Origin of the sequence: Humitalea sp. 24SJ18S-53 (assembly GCF_050632385.1) — a bacterium.
In the GTDB taxonomy this organism is placed as follows: domain Bacteria; phylum Pseudomonadota; class Alphaproteobacteria; order Acetobacterales; family Acetobacteraceae; genus Humitalea.
Map to the genome: position 1 here is coordinate 1,283,011 of NZ_CP192599.1, position 17,075 is coordinate 1,300,085.

18 protein-coding genes are annotated in these 17,075 nt (G+C 68.9%); 5 read left to right on the forward strand and 13 right to left on the reverse strand.

Annotated features, from left to right (window positions below; all coding sequences use genetic code 11):
- Positions 1-431: 431 nt before the first annotated feature.
- Both ACQW02_RS06245 and ACQW02_RS06250 read left to right on the forward strand, forming a co-directional pair.
- A complete protein-coding gene (locus ACQW02_RS06245) occupies positions 432-1,253 on the forward strand; it encodes an alpha/beta fold hydrolase (protein WP_431284409.1) in 822 nt (273 codons plus the stop codon).
- Between the two features lie 171 nt (positions 1,254-1,424).
- Positions 1,425-1,850, forward strand: coding sequence for an OsmC family protein (locus ACQW02_RS06250; RefSeq protein WP_431284410.1), 426 nt, complete (start codon positions 1,425-1,427; stop codon positions 1,848-1,850).
- Between the two features lie 114 nt (positions 1,851-1,964).
- Here ACQW02_RS06250 and ACQW02_RS06255 read toward each other — a convergent pair whose 3' ends face one another.
- The 10 genes from ACQW02_RS06255 to rpmH all read right to left on the reverse strand — a co-directional run bounded on the left by ACQW02_RS06255 (position 1,965) and on the right by rpmH (position 9,632).
- Positions 1,965-2,879: a polysaccharide deacetylase family protein gene (locus tag ACQW02_RS06255; protein WP_431284411.1), complete on the reverse strand. Its 915-nt coding sequence runs from the start codon at positions 2,877-2,879 to the stop codon at positions 1,965-1,967.
- Positions 2,879-3,661 carry an SDR family NAD(P)-dependent oxidoreductase gene (locus tag ACQW02_RS06260; RefSeq protein WP_431284412.1) on the reverse strand — a complete coding sequence of 261 codons (783 nt, stop codon included), beginning with the start codon at positions 3,659-3,661 and terminating at the stop codon, positions 2,879-2,881. Before ACQW02_RS06260 ends, ACQW02_RS06255 begins: the two co-directional genes overlap by 1 nt.
- Complete coding sequence (locus ACQW02_RS06265) at positions 3,658-4,341, reverse strand: amino acid ABC transporter permease (protein ID WP_431284413.1); 684 nt, start codon at positions 4,339-4,341, stop codon at positions 3,658-3,660. Before ACQW02_RS06265 ends, ACQW02_RS06260 begins: the two co-directional genes overlap by 4 nt.
- A complete protein-coding gene (locus ACQW02_RS06270) occupies positions 4,338-5,003 on the reverse strand; it encodes an amino acid ABC transporter permease (RefSeq protein ID WP_431284414.1) in 666 nt (221 codons plus the stop codon). The genes ACQW02_RS06265 and ACQW02_RS06270 overlap by 4 nt, the downstream gene beginning before the upstream one ends.
- A gap of 4 nt (positions 5,004-5,007) precedes the next feature.
- Positions 5,008-5,853 carry a substrate-binding periplasmic protein gene (locus ACQW02_RS06275; RefSeq protein WP_431284415.1) on the reverse strand — a complete coding sequence of 282 codons (846 nt, stop codon included), beginning with the start codon at positions 5,851-5,853 and terminating at the stop codon, positions 5,008-5,010.
- A 120-nt stretch (positions 5,854-5,973) separates the two neighbouring features.
- Positions 5,974-6,696, reverse strand: coding sequence for a ribosome biogenesis GTP-binding protein YihA/YsxC (gene yihA / locus ACQW02_RS06280; RefSeq protein WP_431285869.1), 723 nt, complete (start codon positions 6,694-6,696; stop codon positions 5,974-5,976).
- 230 nt (positions 6,697-6,926) lie between these two features.
- Positions 6,927-8,732, reverse strand: a complete 1,806-nt coding sequence (yidC, locus tag ACQW02_RS06285; protein WP_431284416.1) for a membrane protein insertase YidC — start codon at positions 8,730-8,732, stop codon at positions 6,927-6,929.
- Positions 8,733-8,765: 33 nt separating this feature from the next.
- Positions 8,766-9,020, reverse strand: a complete 255-nt coding sequence (yidD, locus tag ACQW02_RS06290; protein ID WP_431284417.1) for a membrane protein insertion efficiency factor YidD — start codon at positions 9,018-9,020, stop codon at positions 8,766-8,768.
- Positions 9,017-9,367 (reverse strand): ribonuclease P protein component, encoded by a 351-nt coding sequence (gene rnpA, locus ACQW02_RS06295; RefSeq protein ID WP_431284418.1) that lies wholly within the window; start codon positions 9,365-9,367, stop codon positions 9,017-9,019. Before rnpA ends, yidD begins: the two co-directional genes overlap by 4 nt.
- 130 nt (positions 9,368-9,497) lie before the next feature.
- A complete protein-coding gene (gene rpmH / locus ACQW02_RS06300) occupies positions 9,498-9,632 on the reverse strand; it encodes a 50S ribosomal protein L34 (RefSeq protein ID WP_431284419.1) in 135 nt (44 codons plus the stop codon).
- A gap of 200 nt (positions 9,633-9,832) precedes the next feature.
- Here rpmH and ACQW02_RS06305 point away from each other — a divergent pair, with 200 nt between their 5' ends.
- On the forward strand, positions 9,833-11,260 hold the full coding sequence (locus ACQW02_RS06305) for a dihydrolipoyl dehydrogenase family protein (RefSeq protein ID WP_431284420.1): 1,428 nt from the start codon (positions 9,833-9,835) through the stop codon (positions 11,258-11,260).
- Here the strand turns inward: ACQW02_RS06305 and ACQW02_RS06310 are convergent.
- Positions 11,257-12,027: an aldolase gene (locus ACQW02_RS06310; RefSeq protein WP_431284421.1), complete on the reverse strand. Its 771-nt coding sequence runs from the start codon at positions 12,025-12,027 to the stop codon at positions 11,257-11,259. The two genes, ACQW02_RS06305 and ACQW02_RS06310, sit on opposite strands and share 4 nt — an antisense overlap.
- A gap of 121 nt (positions 12,028-12,148) precedes the next feature.
- Between ACQW02_RS06310 and ACQW02_RS06315 the strand changes: the two genes are divergently transcribed.
- On the forward strand, positions 12,149-12,856 hold the full coding sequence (locus ACQW02_RS06315; RefSeq protein WP_431284422.1) for a molybdate ABC transporter substrate-binding protein: 708 nt from the start codon (positions 12,149-12,151) through the stop codon (positions 12,854-12,856).
- Here ACQW02_RS06315 and ACQW02_RS06320 read toward each other — a convergent pair.
- Complete coding sequence (locus ACQW02_RS06320; protein WP_431284423.1) at positions 12,828-14,258, reverse strand: MFS transporter; 1,431 nt, start codon at positions 14,256-14,258, stop codon at positions 12,828-12,830. The genes ACQW02_RS06315 and ACQW02_RS06320 overlap by 29 nt on opposite strands.
- 142 nt (positions 14,259-14,400) lie before the next feature.
- Here ACQW02_RS06320 and ACQW02_RS06325 point away from each other — a divergent pair, with 142 nt between their 5' ends.
- On the forward strand, positions 14,401-15,306 hold the full coding sequence (locus ACQW02_RS06325) for a LysR family transcriptional regulator (protein WP_431284424.1): 906 nt from the start codon (positions 14,401-14,403) through the stop codon (positions 15,304-15,306).
- Here the strand turns inward: ACQW02_RS06325 and ACQW02_RS06330 are convergent.
- Positions 15,288-17,069 (reverse strand): gamma-glutamyltransferase family protein, encoded by a 1,782-nt coding sequence (locus ACQW02_RS06330; RefSeq protein WP_431284425.1) that lies wholly within the window; start codon positions 17,067-17,069, stop codon positions 15,288-15,290. The genes ACQW02_RS06325 and ACQW02_RS06330 overlap by 19 nt on opposite strands.
- Between the last annotated feature and the right edge of the window lie 6 nt (positions 17,070-17,075).

The window sequence follows — 17,075 nt, forward strand, 5'->3', positions numbered from 1 at the left end:
CTGCGATCATCGTCCGCGGGATGGGGGGGGATTGGGTGATCGTTCCCCGTGCGAATACAGCGTGCCATGCATTTGGCCGCAGTGCAGCAATTTCGGGCGTGGGGTGCGGAAACCTCCACGCATCGGCGGGGCAGCGGGCGCTCGATTACGTAGATCACGCCGTTGGGGCATCCCAGGCGCATCGTCCGGGCATGCTGCAGCGCGCGCCGTGCGGCCGATCGAAGCAAGGCCCGCTCCTTGTCCGAACGGTCCCCGGCAGCGGTCGCCATCGTCTGCGGGCTTGCCGACCGGGCGCATCTTTCGCGACAGTCCCGCCGTCGTGAGGCCTGCACGCCCAGCACCTGGCGCCGCCATCGGCGCGCCGGCGTGACCGGCGGACAGGTCGCGACGGCCGCCGCGGAAACGAGCACCCCAGCAGAAGGATGCAACCGATGAGCACGATCACCACCGCCGATGGCACCCGGCTCTACTTCAAGGACTGGGGGGCCGGTCAGCCTGTCGTCTTCAGCCACGGCTGGCCGCTCTGCGGCGACGCCTGGGACGCGCAGATGGTCCACCTGGCCGCGAACGGTTTTCGCTGCATCGCGCATGACCGCCGCGGCCATGGCCGTTCCAGCCAGCCGTGGTCGGGCAATGACATGGACACCTATGCCGACGACCTGGCAGCGCTTTTCGCCGCCCTTAACCTGCGCGACGCGATCATGATCGGCCATTCCACCGGCGGCGGAGAAGTCGCGCGCTACATCGGGCGCCACGGCACCGCGCGCGTGTCGAAGGCGGTGCTTGTCGGGGCGGTGCCGCCGTTGATGCTCAGGACCGCGGCCAATCCGAACGGCCTGCCGATCGAGGTGTTCGACGGGATTCGCAAGGGCGTCGCCACCGACCGCTCGCAGTTCTTCAAGGATCTGACCACGCCCTTCTTCGGTGCCAATCGCGACGGCCACAAGGTGAGCCAGGGCATGCGCGACGCCTTCTGGTTCCAGGGCATGATGGGTGGGCTCAAGAGTGAGCTCGACTGCATCAAGGCCTTTTCCGAGACGGATTTCACCGCGGACCTGGCGAAATTCGACGTGCCCACGCTGGTCATCCACGGCGACGACGACCAGATCGTGCCGATCGTCGCCTCCGGTCCAGTCTCGGCGAAGCTGGTGCGGGGGTCGGTGTTGAAGATCTACCAGGGCGGCAGCCACGCACTGGCCGATACCCGACGCGACGAACTCAACGCCGATCTGCTGGCCTTCGCGTCGGCCTGAGTGAGGCCTGCCCTCTACGAAAGCATGATTGCGCTCGGCGATCGGACGCCGTCATCTGGCCGGCTGGCGGCACGCGCCGCACGCGGATGATCTGTGCCAGGATGTCGCCCGGATCGCAGCGCCGCCGTGGCATCCTGCCGGCGGCCGTTCGATCCTTTTGAGGAAACAGACATGAAGACCAACGGAACGGCGGTTTGGCGGGGCGGTATCAAGGATGGCGTGGGCGCGATCTCGACCCACAGCGGCGCGCTGTCCAGCTACCCCTACGGTTTCGCGAGCCGCTTCGAAGGCAAGCCGGGAACCAACCCTGAGGAATTGATCGGCGGCGCGCATGCCGGCTGCTTCACCATGGCGCTGTCGCTGATCCTGGGCGAGGCCGGCTTCACCGCCGAGCTGATGACCACGAAGGCCGAGGTTTCGCTGGAGAAGCAACCCGACGGCTTTGCGATCACCCGGGTGGACCTGACCCTGGACGCGCGTATCCCGGGCGTGACGGATGCCGTGTTTCAGGACCTCGCCGCCAAGGCCAAGGCAGGTTGCCCCGTCTCGAAGCTGCTGAAGGCCGAGGTCACGCTGAAGGCGACCTTGCTCCCCTGACCGCTGGCGTCCTCGCCCATGGGCAGGACGGGCGCCCTGGGTGCAGGATCATGAAGCCGGTCTCTCACGCCGCGCCCAAGGGACACGGAGGCGTGCCGACCCCCTGTGTCCTGACTACTTCGGCGCCGGATGCACCGCCGCCCAATGGCGCGCGATGGCATTGCGCGGGGCGATCCAGACCTCCGACCGGTGGCGATCGATATGGTCCAGCAGGCGCACCAGGGCCATGGCGCGCGCCGGCTGGCCGATCATGCGCATGTGCAGCCCGATGTTCATCATCTTCGGCTGCCCGGCGCGGCCTTCCGACAGCAGCATGTCGAAGGCGTCGCGGATGAAGCCGAACCAGTCATCGGCGGTGCCGGTGGTGCTGGTGAACTTGCCGTCGTTGTTCGTCAGCGAATACGGCACCACCAGATGCGGCGTGTCGCCGACCTGCGTCCAGAACGGCAGGTCGTCGGCGTAGGAATCGCTATCGTACAAGAACCCGCCATGCTCCACGACCAGCCTGCGGGTGTTCTCCGACGGGCTGTAGCGGCAGTACCAGCCGTCGGGCATGACGCCGAGCGTCTGCTTCAGGCTGATGACGGCGCGCGCGATCCGGGCGCGTTCCTCTTCCTCGGTCAGGTGAAAATGGTTTTCCCAGCGCCAGCCGTGGCAGCAGATGTCGAGGCCCGCCTCGCGGATCGCCGCCGCCGCTGGCGGGTTGCGTTCCAACGCCAGGGCGCAGGCGAAGATGGTCGGAGCGACGCCCTGGTTGGCCAGGATCCGCATCAGCCGCCAAAAACCGGCGCGGGCGCCGTATTCGAACATGCCCTCGGCCGCCAGATCCCGTCCGGTCACGCCGCGGTTCATGCCCTGCGCGTCGGACACGCCCTGCTCGGTCGCCGGATCGCCATCGCCGATGGAGGGCTCGGAGCCTTCCTCGAAATTGATGACGATGTTCAGGGCCAGTTTCGCACCGCCCGGCCACTGCGGGTCCGGCGGGGTCCGGCCATAGCCGATGAAATCGCGCTGCACCGTGTAGGTCATCAGAAGGCCATCCATCCGCCGTCAACGAGAAGATTGTGCCCGGTCACATAGGCCGCGTCATCCGATGCGAGGAACAGCGCGGACCCCGCGACATCCTCCGGCGTGCCCAGGCGCGGCCAGGGGGTGCGGGAATGGCTGTAGTCGACCCAGCGCGGCTCGATCGCGCGGCCGCCCTTGCCGGTCATGATCTTGCCCGGTGCGACCGCGTTGCAGACGATACCGGCCTTGGCATAGTCCACCGCGACCTGGCGGGTCATGTAGACGACGCCGGCCTTGGCGGTGCCATAGGCGATGTCCTCGGGGCTCGCGACCATGCCGTGCTGGCTGCTGATGTTGACGATGCGGCCGCGCACGTCGGGCAGGCCGCCTTCGGGCGGCGTTTGCCCGACCATGGCGCGCACCGCGGCCTTGGTCATCATGAAGACCCCGGTCAGCCCGACCGCCATCATCCGATCCCATTCGGCGCGGGAGACATCCAGCAGAGGCTTGCCCAGCCGCGCCACGGCATTGTTCACCAGCACATCGATCCGGCCATGCCGGGCGATCGTCTGGGCGATCGCGGCCTCGCAATCGGCTTCGTCGGAGACGTCGCAGCGCAGCCAGGAACAGGACAGGCCCTCGGCCGTCGCGATCTCATGGGTGGGGGTGCCGCCCTCCAGCACCTCGGTCGTGATGTCGCCGATCACGACATGCGCGCCCTCCCGGCAGAAGCGCAGGGCGATGGCGCGGCCGATGCCCGATGCACCGCCGGTGATCAGGACGACCCGGTTCTTCAGCCTCACGTGGTTCCCCTTGCCAGCATCCGCCGTTCCAGCCGCCCGACCATGCGGGCAAAGGGCCAGAGCAGCACGAAATAGATCGCCGCCGCGGCCATCAGCGGCGTCGGGTTGTAGGTCTGTTCCTGCGCGACCCGCGCGCTGCGCAGCAGGTCGGGCAGCGACACCAGCGCCGCGACCGAGGTCGCCTTGACCAGTTCCAGCGCGTTCGACGCCAGCGGCGCCACGGTCGCCCGCAGCGCCTGCGGCAGCATCACCAGCACGATCGCCTGCAAGCGCGTCAGCCCCAGCGCCGTCGCGGCCTCCCGCTGGCCATGCGGGATATTGGCCAGGCCCGCCCGGAAGATTTCCCCGAAGTAGCCCGAGTTGTTCAGGGTCAGCGCCAGCACCGCGGCGCCAAAAGCCGGCAGTCGAATGCCGAGGAACGGCAGCCCGTAGAAGATCAGGATCAGCAGCACAAGGATCGGGAAGGCGCGGAACAGGTCGATCCAGACCAGCAGCGCGATCCGCAGCCAACGCCCACCCAACGCATAGGCCAACGCCACGACCAACCCCGCCAGCATGCCCAGCGGCAGCGCCACCGCCGCCAGTTCGATCGTCACCAGCAGGCCCTGCGCCAGCAGCGGCCAGACCTGCATCAGGCTGTCGAGGTTGAAGAAGCTGTCGACGAAATCGTCCCAGGTCATCGGCTCCGCGATGCCTCCAACCGACGGGAGGCGATGACCAGCGGCAGGAACAGCACCAGGTACAGCGCCGCCGCGAGGGTGAGCGGGGAGGGGTTGGCGGAAATGGCGGTCGCGGATTGCGCGCGGCCAAGAATTTCGGGCAGCGACACGGCGGTGCCGAGGGCGGTGCCCTTGATGATCGCGATGGTGCGGTTGGTCAGCAGCGGGATCGCCAGGCGAATCCCCTGCGGCAGGATCACCAGGAAGAAGGTCGGCATGAAGCGCAGCCCGAGCGCCCGCGCCGCATCCCATTGCCCCGGCGGCAGCGCCTGGATGCTGGATCGGAAGATCTCGGCGGCAAAGGCCGAAAGCACCGCCCCCAGTCCCCCGGCCGTGGCCCAGAAGGGTGACAGCCGGATTTCGGCATAGGGCAGGCCGAAATACAGCACGATGATCACCGCGAGCTGCGGCAGGGTGCGAAACACCTCGATCCAACCCGTCACGAACCAGCGCAGCACCGGCACGCGCGCGATCAGCACGGTCGCCATCACCAGCCCAAGCCCGAGCCCGATGGCGACCAGCACCGCCGCCACCGCGATCGTGACCCACAGCCCCGCCGCGATCTCCGGCCCGTACTGGGCCAGGATCGCGAGGTTCAGGTAATGGTCGGCGAAGCGATCCAAATCCTCAGCCGCAGCGCGGTGTGTGCGCCGTGTCCTGGAAGCCCGGCAGCCCCGGCACGCCATAGCCCGGGTAGATCACGGTCATCGACGACCCGGCATCCGGCGGCGCGCCGTACCAACGCTCATGCAGCCGGGCGAGGGTGCCATCCTGCTTCATGCATTCGATCACCTCCTCCACGCGGTTGCGGTACTCGCTGCTCTCCTGCCGGAAGGCGATGCCAAAATTGCGGCCGGTGTAGTCCTTGAAGGCGACCTGGATCTGCGGGTTGCGGCTGGCGGCGAAGACCGCGGTCGGGATTTCGTTGATCGCGGCGAAGGCGCGGCGGGTCAGCACCGCCTGCACGCTGTCGGGGAAGGTGTCGTAGCGCTGCACCTCAAAGCCCAGGCGTTCGGCGTTGGCCGTGGCCCAGGTGTCGCTGATGGTGCCGCGGTTCACCGCGATCGCGCGGCCGCGCAGCCCATCCAGCCCCGCCAGGCTGTCCTGGCGGCGGGTGATGAAGCCGTTGCCCGTGGCGAAGAACGGCTCGGTGAAGAGCATGCGCTGGGCGCGTTCCTCGGTGATGTTCAGCGGGTTGGCGGTGAATTCGAAGCGCTTGGCGAAGAGCGCGGCGAAAAGGCCCGAAAAGTTCACGTCCACGATCTCGATCCCCGGGCGGCCGAGGCGGCGGGCGATCTCGGTCATCAGGTCGACACCAAAGCCTTCGGGGCCGCTGGCGCCGCGCACCATCCAGGGGGCGACGCCGAAGTCGGAACCGACGACCATCGGGCGGTTGGAGGGGTGGTCGGCTTCTTGCGCGACAACAGGCGATACGAACGCGAGAAAGGTGGCGGCGAGGAGGAAGCGGCGCATGGACATGTCTCCGTCAGGCTGCGCGCAAAATCCGCCTCGACGGAACCAGGGTCAACCCAGGTCTGGGGGGAAGACTCCTGGCCGCGCGGCAAAAAGCGCCGCCCGGACAGGCAGCGGCGGCTAATCCGCGAGCGTCGCGATCTCCGCCCGCAGTTCCGGAATGCCGAGGCCGGTCTGGCTGCTGGTGGTGATGATGGAGGGCAGGGCGGCGGCGCGGATTTTGACCAGGCCCGATACCTCGCGTTCCTTCTCCCGCAGCTTCGCCGCCGGCACGGAATCGGCCTTGGTCAGCACCAGGTGGAAGGCGACTGCGGCCTGGGCCAGCAGGTCCATCACCTGGTAATCGACCGGCTTGATCTCGATCCGCGCGTCGATCAGCAGGATCAGGCGCTTGAGCGTCGGCCGCCCGCGCAAGAAATCGAACATCAGGCCTTGCCAGTCTTCCTTGATCGACTTGGCGGCCTCGGCATAGCCGTAGCCGGGCATGTCCACCAGGGTCAGGCGGCCTTCGGCCAGGTCGAAGAAGTTCAACTGCCGGGTGCGGCCCGGGGTGCGCGACACGCGGGCCAGGGCGTTGTGCCCGGTCAGCGCATTGATCAGCGACGACTTGCCGACATTCGACCGGCCGCAGAAGGCGACTTCGGCCCCCTTCGGTTCCGGCAACTGGTCGATGCGCTGTGCCGCGTAGAAGAAGGTGCAGGGCCGGGCAAACAACAACCGCCCGGCGTCGAGCCAAGCGGCGCGCGCTTCCGGTTCGGCGGGGCCGGCGGCGATCGGGTCTGATGGCGTCGACTTCGGCGGCGGCTTCGGCTTTTCGGGCTTGGGCTCCTCGCGCGGGTTCATCCAGGCCGGGCGGGTGCCAAAGGCGCCCTTCTGGCGCTTCGGCCCCTTGGGCTCCGGCGGTTCCTGCGGCACGGCCAGTTTGGTGGCGCGCACGCGCAGGGTGATTTTGGGCTTGGCCACCTTGGGGGTGGCGATCACCGTGGTCTTGGCCCCCGAGGAGGGGCGCGTCGAAGCGCGGCCGCCGGTGGCCCGATGGCCACCGACGGGGGGGCGCTTGCCGCCGCCTGCTGTCACGTCCGGGCCTTGGACAAGGACCGTTCCTCACGCCGCTTCGCCCGTTCGCCGCGCATGATGTAATATTGCTGGCAAATCGAAAGCAGGTTGTTCCAGGTCCAGTAGATCACCAGGCCTGCCGGGAAGCCGGCCAGCATGAAGGTGAAGATCAGCGGCATGAAGGCGAAGATCTTGGCCTGGATCGGGTCGGGCGGTGCCGGGTTCAACTTGAACTGCAGGAACATGGTGATCCCCATCAGGATCGCCCAGGCCGGCATGTGCAGGAAGTCGGGCGCGTTCCAGGGGATCAGCCCGAACAGGGTGAACAGATTGGTCGGGTCCGGCGCCGACAAGTCGTGAATCCAGCCGAAGAACGGCTGGTGCCGCATTTCGATGGTGACGAACAAGACCTTGTAGAGCGCGAAGAACACCGGGATCTGGATCAGGATCGGCAGGCAGCCGGCCGCCGGGTTGATCTTCTCCGCCTTGTACATCTCCATCATGGCTTTTTGCATGCCAGCGGAATCGTCTTTGAAGCGTTCCTTCAACTCGGCCATCTTGGGGCCGAGGATCTTCATCTTGCTCATCGACTTGTAGGATTTGTTCGCGAGCGGGAAGAACAAAATCTTGACGAAGAGCGTGAAGATCAGGATGGCGACGCCGAAGTTGCCGGTCTGGTGGAACAGCCAATCCAGCGCATAGAAGAACGGCTTGGTCATGAAATAGAACCAGCCGAAGTCGATCGCCTTGTCGAAATCGATGATCGCCAGGGTCTCGCGATAGGAGTCCAGCAGGCGGACTTCCTTGGCCCCGGCGAAGAGGCGGGTGGCCATGTTGGCGGTGGCGCCGGGGGCGATCGTCTCGGCCGCCGGGGGGGCCAGGTCGACCTGCCAGCGGTCGTTCGTCGCGGCCGTCCCGCCATCGGCGATGTGGCGGAAGGCGAAGCGCTGGCGCGGCGCGTTGGGCTGCTGCGCGGCCGGCAGGATCGCCGCCAGCCAATACTTGTCGGTGAAGCCGGCCCAGCCGCCCGGGCTTTCCAATTCCAGCGCCGGGCCGCGGCGCTTGTTCGCCTCGGTCTTGGCATCGGCGTAGGTGGTTTCGGTCAGGCGGCCATCGAGCACGCCGATGAAGCCTTCATGCAGCAGGTAGAACCCGGCCACATGCGGCGTGCGTTCGCGCCGGATGCGCGACCAGGGCAGCACCGAAATCGGCTCGGCAGTGTTGTTCACCGCCCGCTGGTCGACCGAGAACATGAAGTTCGCGTCGAGGCTCATGGCGATGTGGAAGGTCACACCGGCGCCATTGTCCCAGGTCAGCAGGATCGGGTTGCTGTTCGACAGCGGGCCCGGCGTCGCGGTCCAATCCGTGTCCGGCCCCGGCACGGCGGTGCGGCCATCGGCGGCGGTCCAGCCCCATTGCGCGAAATAGGGCTGCAGGTCGTCGCGCCCGGCGAAGAGGCGCACCAGCGGGCTGTTGGGCTCCACCGTCTCCCGATAGTCCCGCAGCACCAGGTCATCCAGGCGCGCGCCACGCAGGTTCAGGCTGCCCGACACGCGGGGGCTTTCGATCACCATGCGTGCGGCGGGGGCGCGGGTGCTGGCCACGACCTCCGCGCCGCTGGCGGGGCCGGCGGCGACGGTCGGGGTGCTGGCTGCCGGCAGCGGCACGCCGGAGGCATCGACCGGTGCCGGGGTGGCGATCTGGGCCGTCTGCTGCTGTGCCGCGCGGTTCGCCGCATCCCGCTGCGGCCGGCTGTACACATCGAAAAGCAACAGGATCCCGATCGAGATCGCGATCGCGGCAAGCAGGCGCTTATTGTCCATCGGGCTCTCGGCTGGCGGTGCGGCGGTCGCGCGTCAGGTGGCGCGGGGGGCGTCGCAGGTGAAGCGGGGCGGCGGTACGGGATCGTAGCCGCCGGGATGCCAGGGATTGCAGCGGCCGATCCGGCGCGCCGTCATGAAACTTCCCCGCAGGGCGCCATGGGTGGCCAGGGCCTCCATGGCGTAGTCGCTGCAATGCGGGTGAAAGCGGCAGTGTGGGCCGATAAAGGGCCGCAGCGTCCAACGGTAGGTCACGACCGCGGCGCGCAGGGCATGGGCCGCGGGGCTCACGGGCGTGCCACCACGCCCAGGGTGCCGAGGGCACTGCGCAGATCGCCGAGCAAGGCGGTGAACGGGCGCTCTGGCGTCGCATCCCGCCCGATCAGCACCAGGTCCCAGCCCTGCGGCGGATCCTGCCCGAGCAGGGCGCGGGCGGCTTCCCGCAGGCGTCGCTTGGCGCGGTTCCGCACCACGGCGTTGCCGACCTTTTTCGTCACGGTGAAGCCCAGGCGCAATGCGGCGCCCGGCTGCGCCAGGGCCTGCAACACCAGCCCGTCGCGCGACGTGCGACGACCGCGGCTGGCGACCCGCAGGAATTCGCGCCGGCGCTTCAGCCGCGGCAGGGTGGTGGAGGACATGGATTGGCTCCCCCCCAGGGAGGGCGGATCGGGACAACGCCATGGCTGGATGGATGCCGGACGAACCGACTTCAGCAATGGCGTTCCGGTCAGCGTTCTGGGGAGGCGCTGAAAAAGCAGGCGGCCGAAATCAGGCCGAAAGCTTCTTGCGGCCCTTGGAGCGGCGGTTGGCGATGATGTTGCGCCCACCCACGGTCTCCATGCGGCTGCGAAACCCATGGCGGCGCTTCCGCACGAGCTTGGAGGGCTGGTAGGTCCGCTTCACGACGGCAACTCCTGATGATCGGGCGCCGGGAATGACCGGCGCGGAAAAATGCCGGCGGCAGGGCGCCCCGGCGGGAAGGCGTCCGTATAGGTAGCGGCGGCCCGTCGCGTCAACCGCGCAGGTGCCGCCGGCGCGCCGGTTTCCGCAACCTTATGCTTGGCCTAGGGTCCGCGTCGCACGAAAAACCCGGAGCCCACCCCATGGATAGCACGGATATCGCGATCATCGGGGCGGGTGCTGCCGGGCTGTCGGTGGCGGCGATCTCGGCCGCACTGGGCCTGCGGGTCGTGCTGGTGGAACGCGGCCCGATGGGGGGCGATTGCCTGAATTTCGGCTGTGTCCCGTCCAAGGCGTTGCTGGCGGCCGCGCATGCGGCGCAATCGGCGCGGGGGGCCGGGCGCTTTGGCATCCGCACCGGCGATGTCAGCGTCGATTGGGCGGCGGTCCAGGCACATGTGCGCGGCGTCATCGCGGCCATCGCGCCGAATGATTCGGCCGAACGCTTCCGCGCGATGGGCGTGGATGTCATCCGCGCCTCGGCCCATTTCGTGGCACCGGATGAGATCGAGGCCGGCACCCGGCGAATCCGGTTTCGCCGCTGCGTCATCGCCGCGGGATCCTCGGCGATCGTGCCCAAGCTGCCGGGATTGTCCGGCCTGCCGTTCCTGACCAACGAGTCGCTGTTCGACCTGAAGGATGCCCCGGCCCACCTGCTGATCCTGGGCGGCGGGCCGATCGGGATCGAAATGGCCCAGGCCCATGCCCGCCTGGGCTGCGCCGTGACGCTGATCGAGGCCGCCCCCAGCATCGCCTCCCGCGAGGACCGGGAGGCGGTGGACGCCCTGCGCCGGGTCCTGCGGCGGGATGGCGTCACCATCATCGAGGGTGCGGCCGCCATCGCCGCCGAAGCCGCCCCCGAGGGCATCGCCCTGCGCCTGGCCGATGGCACGCGTATCGCCGGCAGCCATTTGCTGCTGGCCCTCGGCCGGGCGCCGCGCCTGGCCTCGTTGGACCTGGTGGCGGGGGGGATCGAGGCCACCGCCCAGGGCATCGCGACCGGCGCCGACCTGCGCAGCCCCAGCAACCGCCGAATCTGGGCCGCCGGCGATATCGCCGACCCCGCCGGCATCGGCCCGCGCGCCTTCACCCATGTCGCGAGCCAGCATGCCAGCGTCATCGTGAAATCGATGCTGTTCCGCCTGCCGACCGGGCTGTCCTACGCCGCCCTGCCGCGCGTCACCTATTGTGACCCGGAACTGGCCCAGATCGGCCTGACCGAGGTCGAGGCCCGCGCAGCCGGCACCTGCGCCGAAACCGTCCGCTGGCCCTTGGCCGAAAACGACCGCGCGGTGGCCGAGGGGGTCGAGGCGGGGATCGTGAAGCTGGTCCTGGATCGCAAGGCCCGGCTGCTCGGCGCCACGGTGCTGGCACCCGGTGCCGGCGATTGGGCCGGCATGTTCGGGTTGATGATCGACCGCCGCCTGCCGCTCTCGGCGCTCGCGGGGCTGGTGGTGCCCTATCCGACCCTGCCGGAGGCGGCCAAGCGCGCGGCGGGACAGTATTATACGCCGAAGCTGCTCAAGCCCTTGGTGAAGGCGGCGGTGCGCTGGCTGATGCGGTTGCCTTAATCCGCGTAATCCGGGCTCTCCGCCGCCAGGATGCGCCGGATGCTGGCCATGTGCAGCCGCGCGCTTTCGCCGCTGTCGGATCGCATCTGTTCGTAGGTCTTGCGCGCCAGGGCCTCGGGCACCGGCTTCAGCACCCGGCCCGTGGACTGGGCCAGGACCTGCGCCTCCGCGGCGCGTTCCAGGTAATACAGGTCGTCGAAGGCTTCCGCGATGGTCGGGCCGACCACCATGACGCCGTGGTTCTTCAGGAAGACCACATCGGCGTCGCCCAGGCTGGCGGCGATGCGGTCGCCCTCGGCCTCGTCGAAGGCCAGGCCGTTGTACTCCTCGTCGACCAGGGTCCGGCCCCAGAACTTCAGCGCGGTCTGCCCGGCCCAGACCAGCGGCGGGCCTTCCAGCATGGCCAGGGAGGTCGCGTAGGGCATGTGCGTATGCAGCGCGACCTTGGCGCGCGGCACATTCTTGTGCAGCCGGCCATGGATGAAGAAGGCGGTGATCTCCGGCACGCCATCGCCGGCCACGACATTGCCCGCGTAATCGCAGATCAGCAGGCGGGATGCGGTGATCTCGGCAAAGGACCAGCCATAGGGGTTCACCAGGAACAGATCGTCCCGCCCGGGCACGACGGCGGAAAAATGGTTGCAGATGCCTTCGTGCAGCCCAAGCCGGTGCGCCATGCGGAAACAGGCCGCGAGTTCGATACGCGCCTCCCGCACCGCCGGGCTGTCGAGGCCGCCGAGGTTGGTCAGGGCGGGGGCATTGGGCATGTCAGGTCGTCCAGCGGGTGGCGGGCAAACAAAAGCAGCCTGTGCGCGATGGGGCAAGGTTGCGCGCGGACGCGACCCGGGGAAGTTTGCCGCCAAGCCAAACACGACAGGACGCGACCGCATGACCATTCCCCCCCTGCGCATCATCGGCACCGGCGCGGTCGAAACGCCCCTGATGCAGACCGCCGAGGCCTGGGCGCGGGAGACGGGCCGCGGCACCGAGATCACCATCCTGAACGGCGGCAGCGCCGCGGCGAAGGTGCGCGGCGGCGCGCCGGTCGACCTGGTGGTCAATGCCATGGTGACCTTGGATGGGCTGATCGCCGATGGGCACCTGGATGGCGCGACCCGCGCGGAGGTGGCGCGGGTCCGTGTCGGCATCGGGCTGCGCGACGGCGATCCGGTGCCCGACCTGTCGACGCCCGAGGCGCTTCGGGCGGCGATCCTGGCGGCCGGCGCCATCTCCCACTCCGACCCCGCGGCCGGGGCTTCGACGGGGCTGCACATGGTGGCCATGCTGCGCGACCTGGGCGTGACCGCGGCGATGGCCGGCCGGATTCAGGTCTACGGCCGTGGCATCAAGGCAGTGGAGGCGGTGCGCGACGGCATCGCCGACATGGCGCTGACCCAGTCGTCGGAAATCAAGGCGGTGCCTGGCGTGACCCTGGTCGCGCCATTGCCGGAGGCGGTGGGCCTGGTCACCACCTATGTCGGTGCGGTCGCGACGCAGGCCACCGACCCGGCGGGTGCGGCGGCCCTGCTGGCCATGCTGCGCGACGCGACCGGACAGGCGCGGTTCGTCACCGCGGGGCTGGAGACGGTGGCCTGACCGTCATACCCGCCCTACGGCGTCCCATGGCGAGGGCCACGGCCATCAGCACCGCCGCCACCGCGAAGGTGATCCGCATCCCCGTGGCCACGGCCGAGGGATGCGCCGTCGCGACGTCGGTCGTCGCCGATGCGAAAGTGAAGACGGCCCCCATCACCGAGGCGCCGGTGATCAGCCCCAGATTGCGCGACAGGTTGAGCAGGCCCGATATCACGCCCCGCTGCTCGGCGCGGATATCCGACATGACGGCGGTGTTGTTGGCCGTTTGGAACAGCGCATAGCCCATCGTGATGACGACGATGGGGCCGATGTAGCCGGCGATACCGAAGGCGGTCGGCGTCAAGGACAGGAAGCCGCAACCGGCCGCGATTCCGACAAGCCCTGCTACCGTCATGCCCTGCGCGCCAAAGCGATCAGCGATCCGGCCGGCCGGAACGCCGGTCAATGCCGCGACCAGCGGGCCGACCGACAGCACAAACCCGACAACCGCCGCGTCGAGCCCGAGCGCACGCGAAAGGTAGAACGGCCCGACCACCAGCGTCGCCATCATCACCGTCGAGACGAGCGCGCTCATGGCCAGGCTCGCGCGTAGCGTCCGTTCGCGGAGCTTCGCCAATCGGATCAGGGGCGATGCGGCTTGCGCTTCGACGCGCAGGAAGACGCCGACCCCGACGGCCACCGCCAACAGCAGCGCCAGGTTGAGCAGACCGAAACTGCCCCGCCCCATTGTCATGGCGAGCGCATAGGCGGCCAGCGTGAACGCCAGCGAAACCGTGCCCTTGATATCGAAGCCAGGCCGCTCCGTCCGCGGCACCAGGTGATCGACCGGCAGGTGGCGATACGCGAGAAACAAGGCTGCGAATCCCAGCGGCACGCTGACAAGAAACATGGCCCGCCACCCGACCCCCGCGATCAGCAGCCCGCCCAACGACGGCCCAAGTGCGGTGCCCATCGCGGACATGGTGCCGAGCAGCCCCATGGCGCTGCCGCTCCTCGCCTTCGGGACGATGTCGCCGACAAACGCCATGGTCAGCGCCATCATGATGGCCGCCCCAAGCCCTTGCACCGCCCGCGCGGCGATCAGCAGCCATAGCGAAGGCGCGGCGCCACAGGTGGCCGAGGCCAGCGTGAACACCACGATCCCCGCCAGCAGCAACCGCCGGCGGCCAATGAGGTCACCCAACCGCCCGACGCTGACGACCAGGGTGGTGATGGCGAGGAGATAGGCGAGCACGACCCACTGGACCACCTGGAAGGAGGCGTCGAAGGCCAGTGCCAGGCTCGGCAGGCCGACATTGGCGATGCTGGTCCCGAGCGAGGAGAGCAACATGGAAAGCGACAGGCTGGCGAGCGCCCAGCGGGCCGAAGGTATCCGGTCCGCTATCCCAACGATTGGCTTCAAGGTGAACTCCGTTCCCGCGCCGCCCCCGACACGGGGCTGGCAGGGGCGTAGTCCTTTGCCCAGGCTGGCGTAACGCGCAGCATTTGCACTGTATTCGTGCGTTTGACGCCACATCCCGGTCGCGCCGCGCTATGGTCTGCGCATGGCGACACCCGATCTCAACCTGCTCGTCACCCTCGACGTCCTGCTCGGCGAAGGCAGCGTCGCGCGCGCGGCGCAGCGCCTGCGGCTCAGCCCCTCGGCGATGAGCCGGGCGCTGGCGCGATTGCGTGAGACGGTGGGCGACCCGCTGCTGGTCAGGGCCGGGCGCGGCCTGGTTCCCACGCCCCGGGCGCTCGAACTCCGCGAGCAGGTGCATCGGCTGGTGCAGGACGCGGAGGCGGTCCTACGCCCGGCCGAGACGCTCAACCTGCAACACCTCGTCCGCACCTTCACGCTGCGCACCAGCGATGGATTTTTGGAGAATTTCGGGCCCGACCTGATCGCCCGCGTCGGCGCCGAGGCCCCGGGCGTGCGGCTCTGCTTCGTGCAGAAGCCGAACAGGGACAGCGCCTCCCTCCGCGACGGGACTGTCGATCTGGAAACCGGTGTGGTGGGGAAGGTGACGGGGCCGGAAGTGCGCGCACAGGCCCTGTTCCGCGACCGCTTCATCGGCGTCGTGCGCGCCGGGCACGCGTTGAGCCAGGGCGAGGTCACGCCCGCCCGCTATGCCGCCGGCCGCCACATCTGCGTCTCGCGGCAGGGCTTGGCCAAGGGGCCGATCGACGAAGGCCTGGAGGCAGTGGGGCTGGAACGGGACGTCGCGACCATCGTCAGCGGCTTTTCGGCGGCCTTGGCCTTGGCGCGCGGCTCCGACCTGATCGCCAGCGTGCCCGAACGGCACACCGCCAACCTGCGCGCCGGCATGCATGATTTTCCGCTACCGGTCGCGATGCCGGAGATCACGGTGTCCTTGCTCTGGCACCCGCGGTTGGATGCCGACAAGGCGCATCGCTGGCTGCGCGCCTGCGTCAGGGAGGTCTGTTCGCCCTATCGCCCGGCGGCGTAGCCCTGCATGCCGCGCGGATTGGCGCCGGCGAACATCTGCCCGTCCGGTTCCAGCCGCGCGCCGCTCAGGCGGCCTTCCGACCAGTCGCCGCCCACTGTCATGCGATGCCCGCGCGCTTCCAGGGCGGCGGCGACCTCCGGCGGGAAGCGGCCTTCGACCACGGCCTTGCCCGGGCGTGCAACGCGGGGCCAGAAGGACGACGGCCAATGTTCGCTGTGGAAGGATGGGGCGTCGATCGCCTCCTGGATGCCCATAGCGTGGTCGACCATGCGCGTCAGCATCACGGTCTGCCATTGGTCCTGCTGCTCGCCGCCCGGGGTGCCGAAGCTCATCCAGGCCTTGCCATCGCGCAGCACCATGCCGGGCGACAGGGTCGTGCGCGGGCGCTTGCCGGGCTTCAGGCCATTGGGCAGGTTTTCGTCCAGCCAGAACATCTGCCCACGCGTGCCGAGACAGAAACCCAGTTCGGGCACGGCCGGCGAGGATTGCAGCCAGCCGCCCGAGGGCGTCACGCTGACCATGTTGCCCCAGCGGTCGATCACGTCGAGGTGGCATGTATCGCCGCCCGAAGCGCCAAGCCGCGCCACCGTCGGCTCACCGACGCCGGGGGCGGAGGTCAGGATGGCGGCCCGCGCCTCCGCGCCATGATCGACCCAAGGGGTGTCGCGATCCGGCAGGCGCCCGGGACGCAGGACCAGCGAGGCCTCGTCCGTCACCAGCGCGCGGCGGGCGATGTTGTATTCCTCGGACAACAATTGATTGAGCGGCACATCGCAGAAATTGGGGTCGCCGTAGAAGGCCTCGCGGTCGGCCCAGGCGAGCTTCATGCATTCGATGATGGTGTGGATGTACTGCTCGCCCAGCGGGTCCATGCCCGCGATGTCGAACCCCTGCAGCAGCGCCAGGGTTTGCAGATGGGCGGGGCCCTGGCTCCAAGCGCCGGCCTTCAGCACGGTATGGCCGCGATAGGTATAGGCGGCCGGCGCTTCCACCGGGGCACGCCAGGCGGCCATGTCATCGGCGGTCAGCACGCCGCGATGGCGGCGGCCGGAAGCGTCGAGCGCTTCCGTCGAGGCGAAGAAACGCCCGATCGCCTCGGCGACGAAGCCCTTGTACCAGACGTTGCGGGCGGCCTCGATTTCATCGAGGCGGTCGGGGCGGGCGGCTTCCTTCAGCACGCGCGTCCAGGTCGCGGCCAGGGTCGGGTTGGCCCAGAGTGCCCCCGGACGCGGCCCGCCATCGCGCAGCCAGAGTGCCGCGGAGGTCGGCCACTCCGCCTCGAACAACGGCCGCACGGTTTCCAAGGTGGCGACCACGCGCGGCACCATGTGGGCGCCGTTCTGCGCATAGCCGATGGCGTAGGCGAGCAGATCGGGCAGTCGCATCGTGCCGTGGTCGCGCAGCAAGGTGGCGAAAGCATCGAAATTGCCCGGCACCATCGCCGGCAGCAGGCCCGTGCCGGGCACTAGGTCGAGGCCAAGGTGGCCTTTGACATGCGCGACCGACAGCCCGGCGGGCGCCACGCCCTGGCCGCAGATGACCGACTGCGCATTGGTTTTCGCGTCATGCACGATGATCGGGCAATCGCCGCCCGGGCCGTTCAGATGCGGTTCGACCACCTGCAGCACGAAGCCCGCGGCGACGGCGGCGTCGGCGGCATTGCCGCCGCGTTCCAGCACCGCCATCGCGACCGCGGTCGCGGTCCAGTGGGTGGATGCGGCGACACCGAAGGTGCCGGCGATTTCTGGGCGGGTCAGGAACATCTTTGG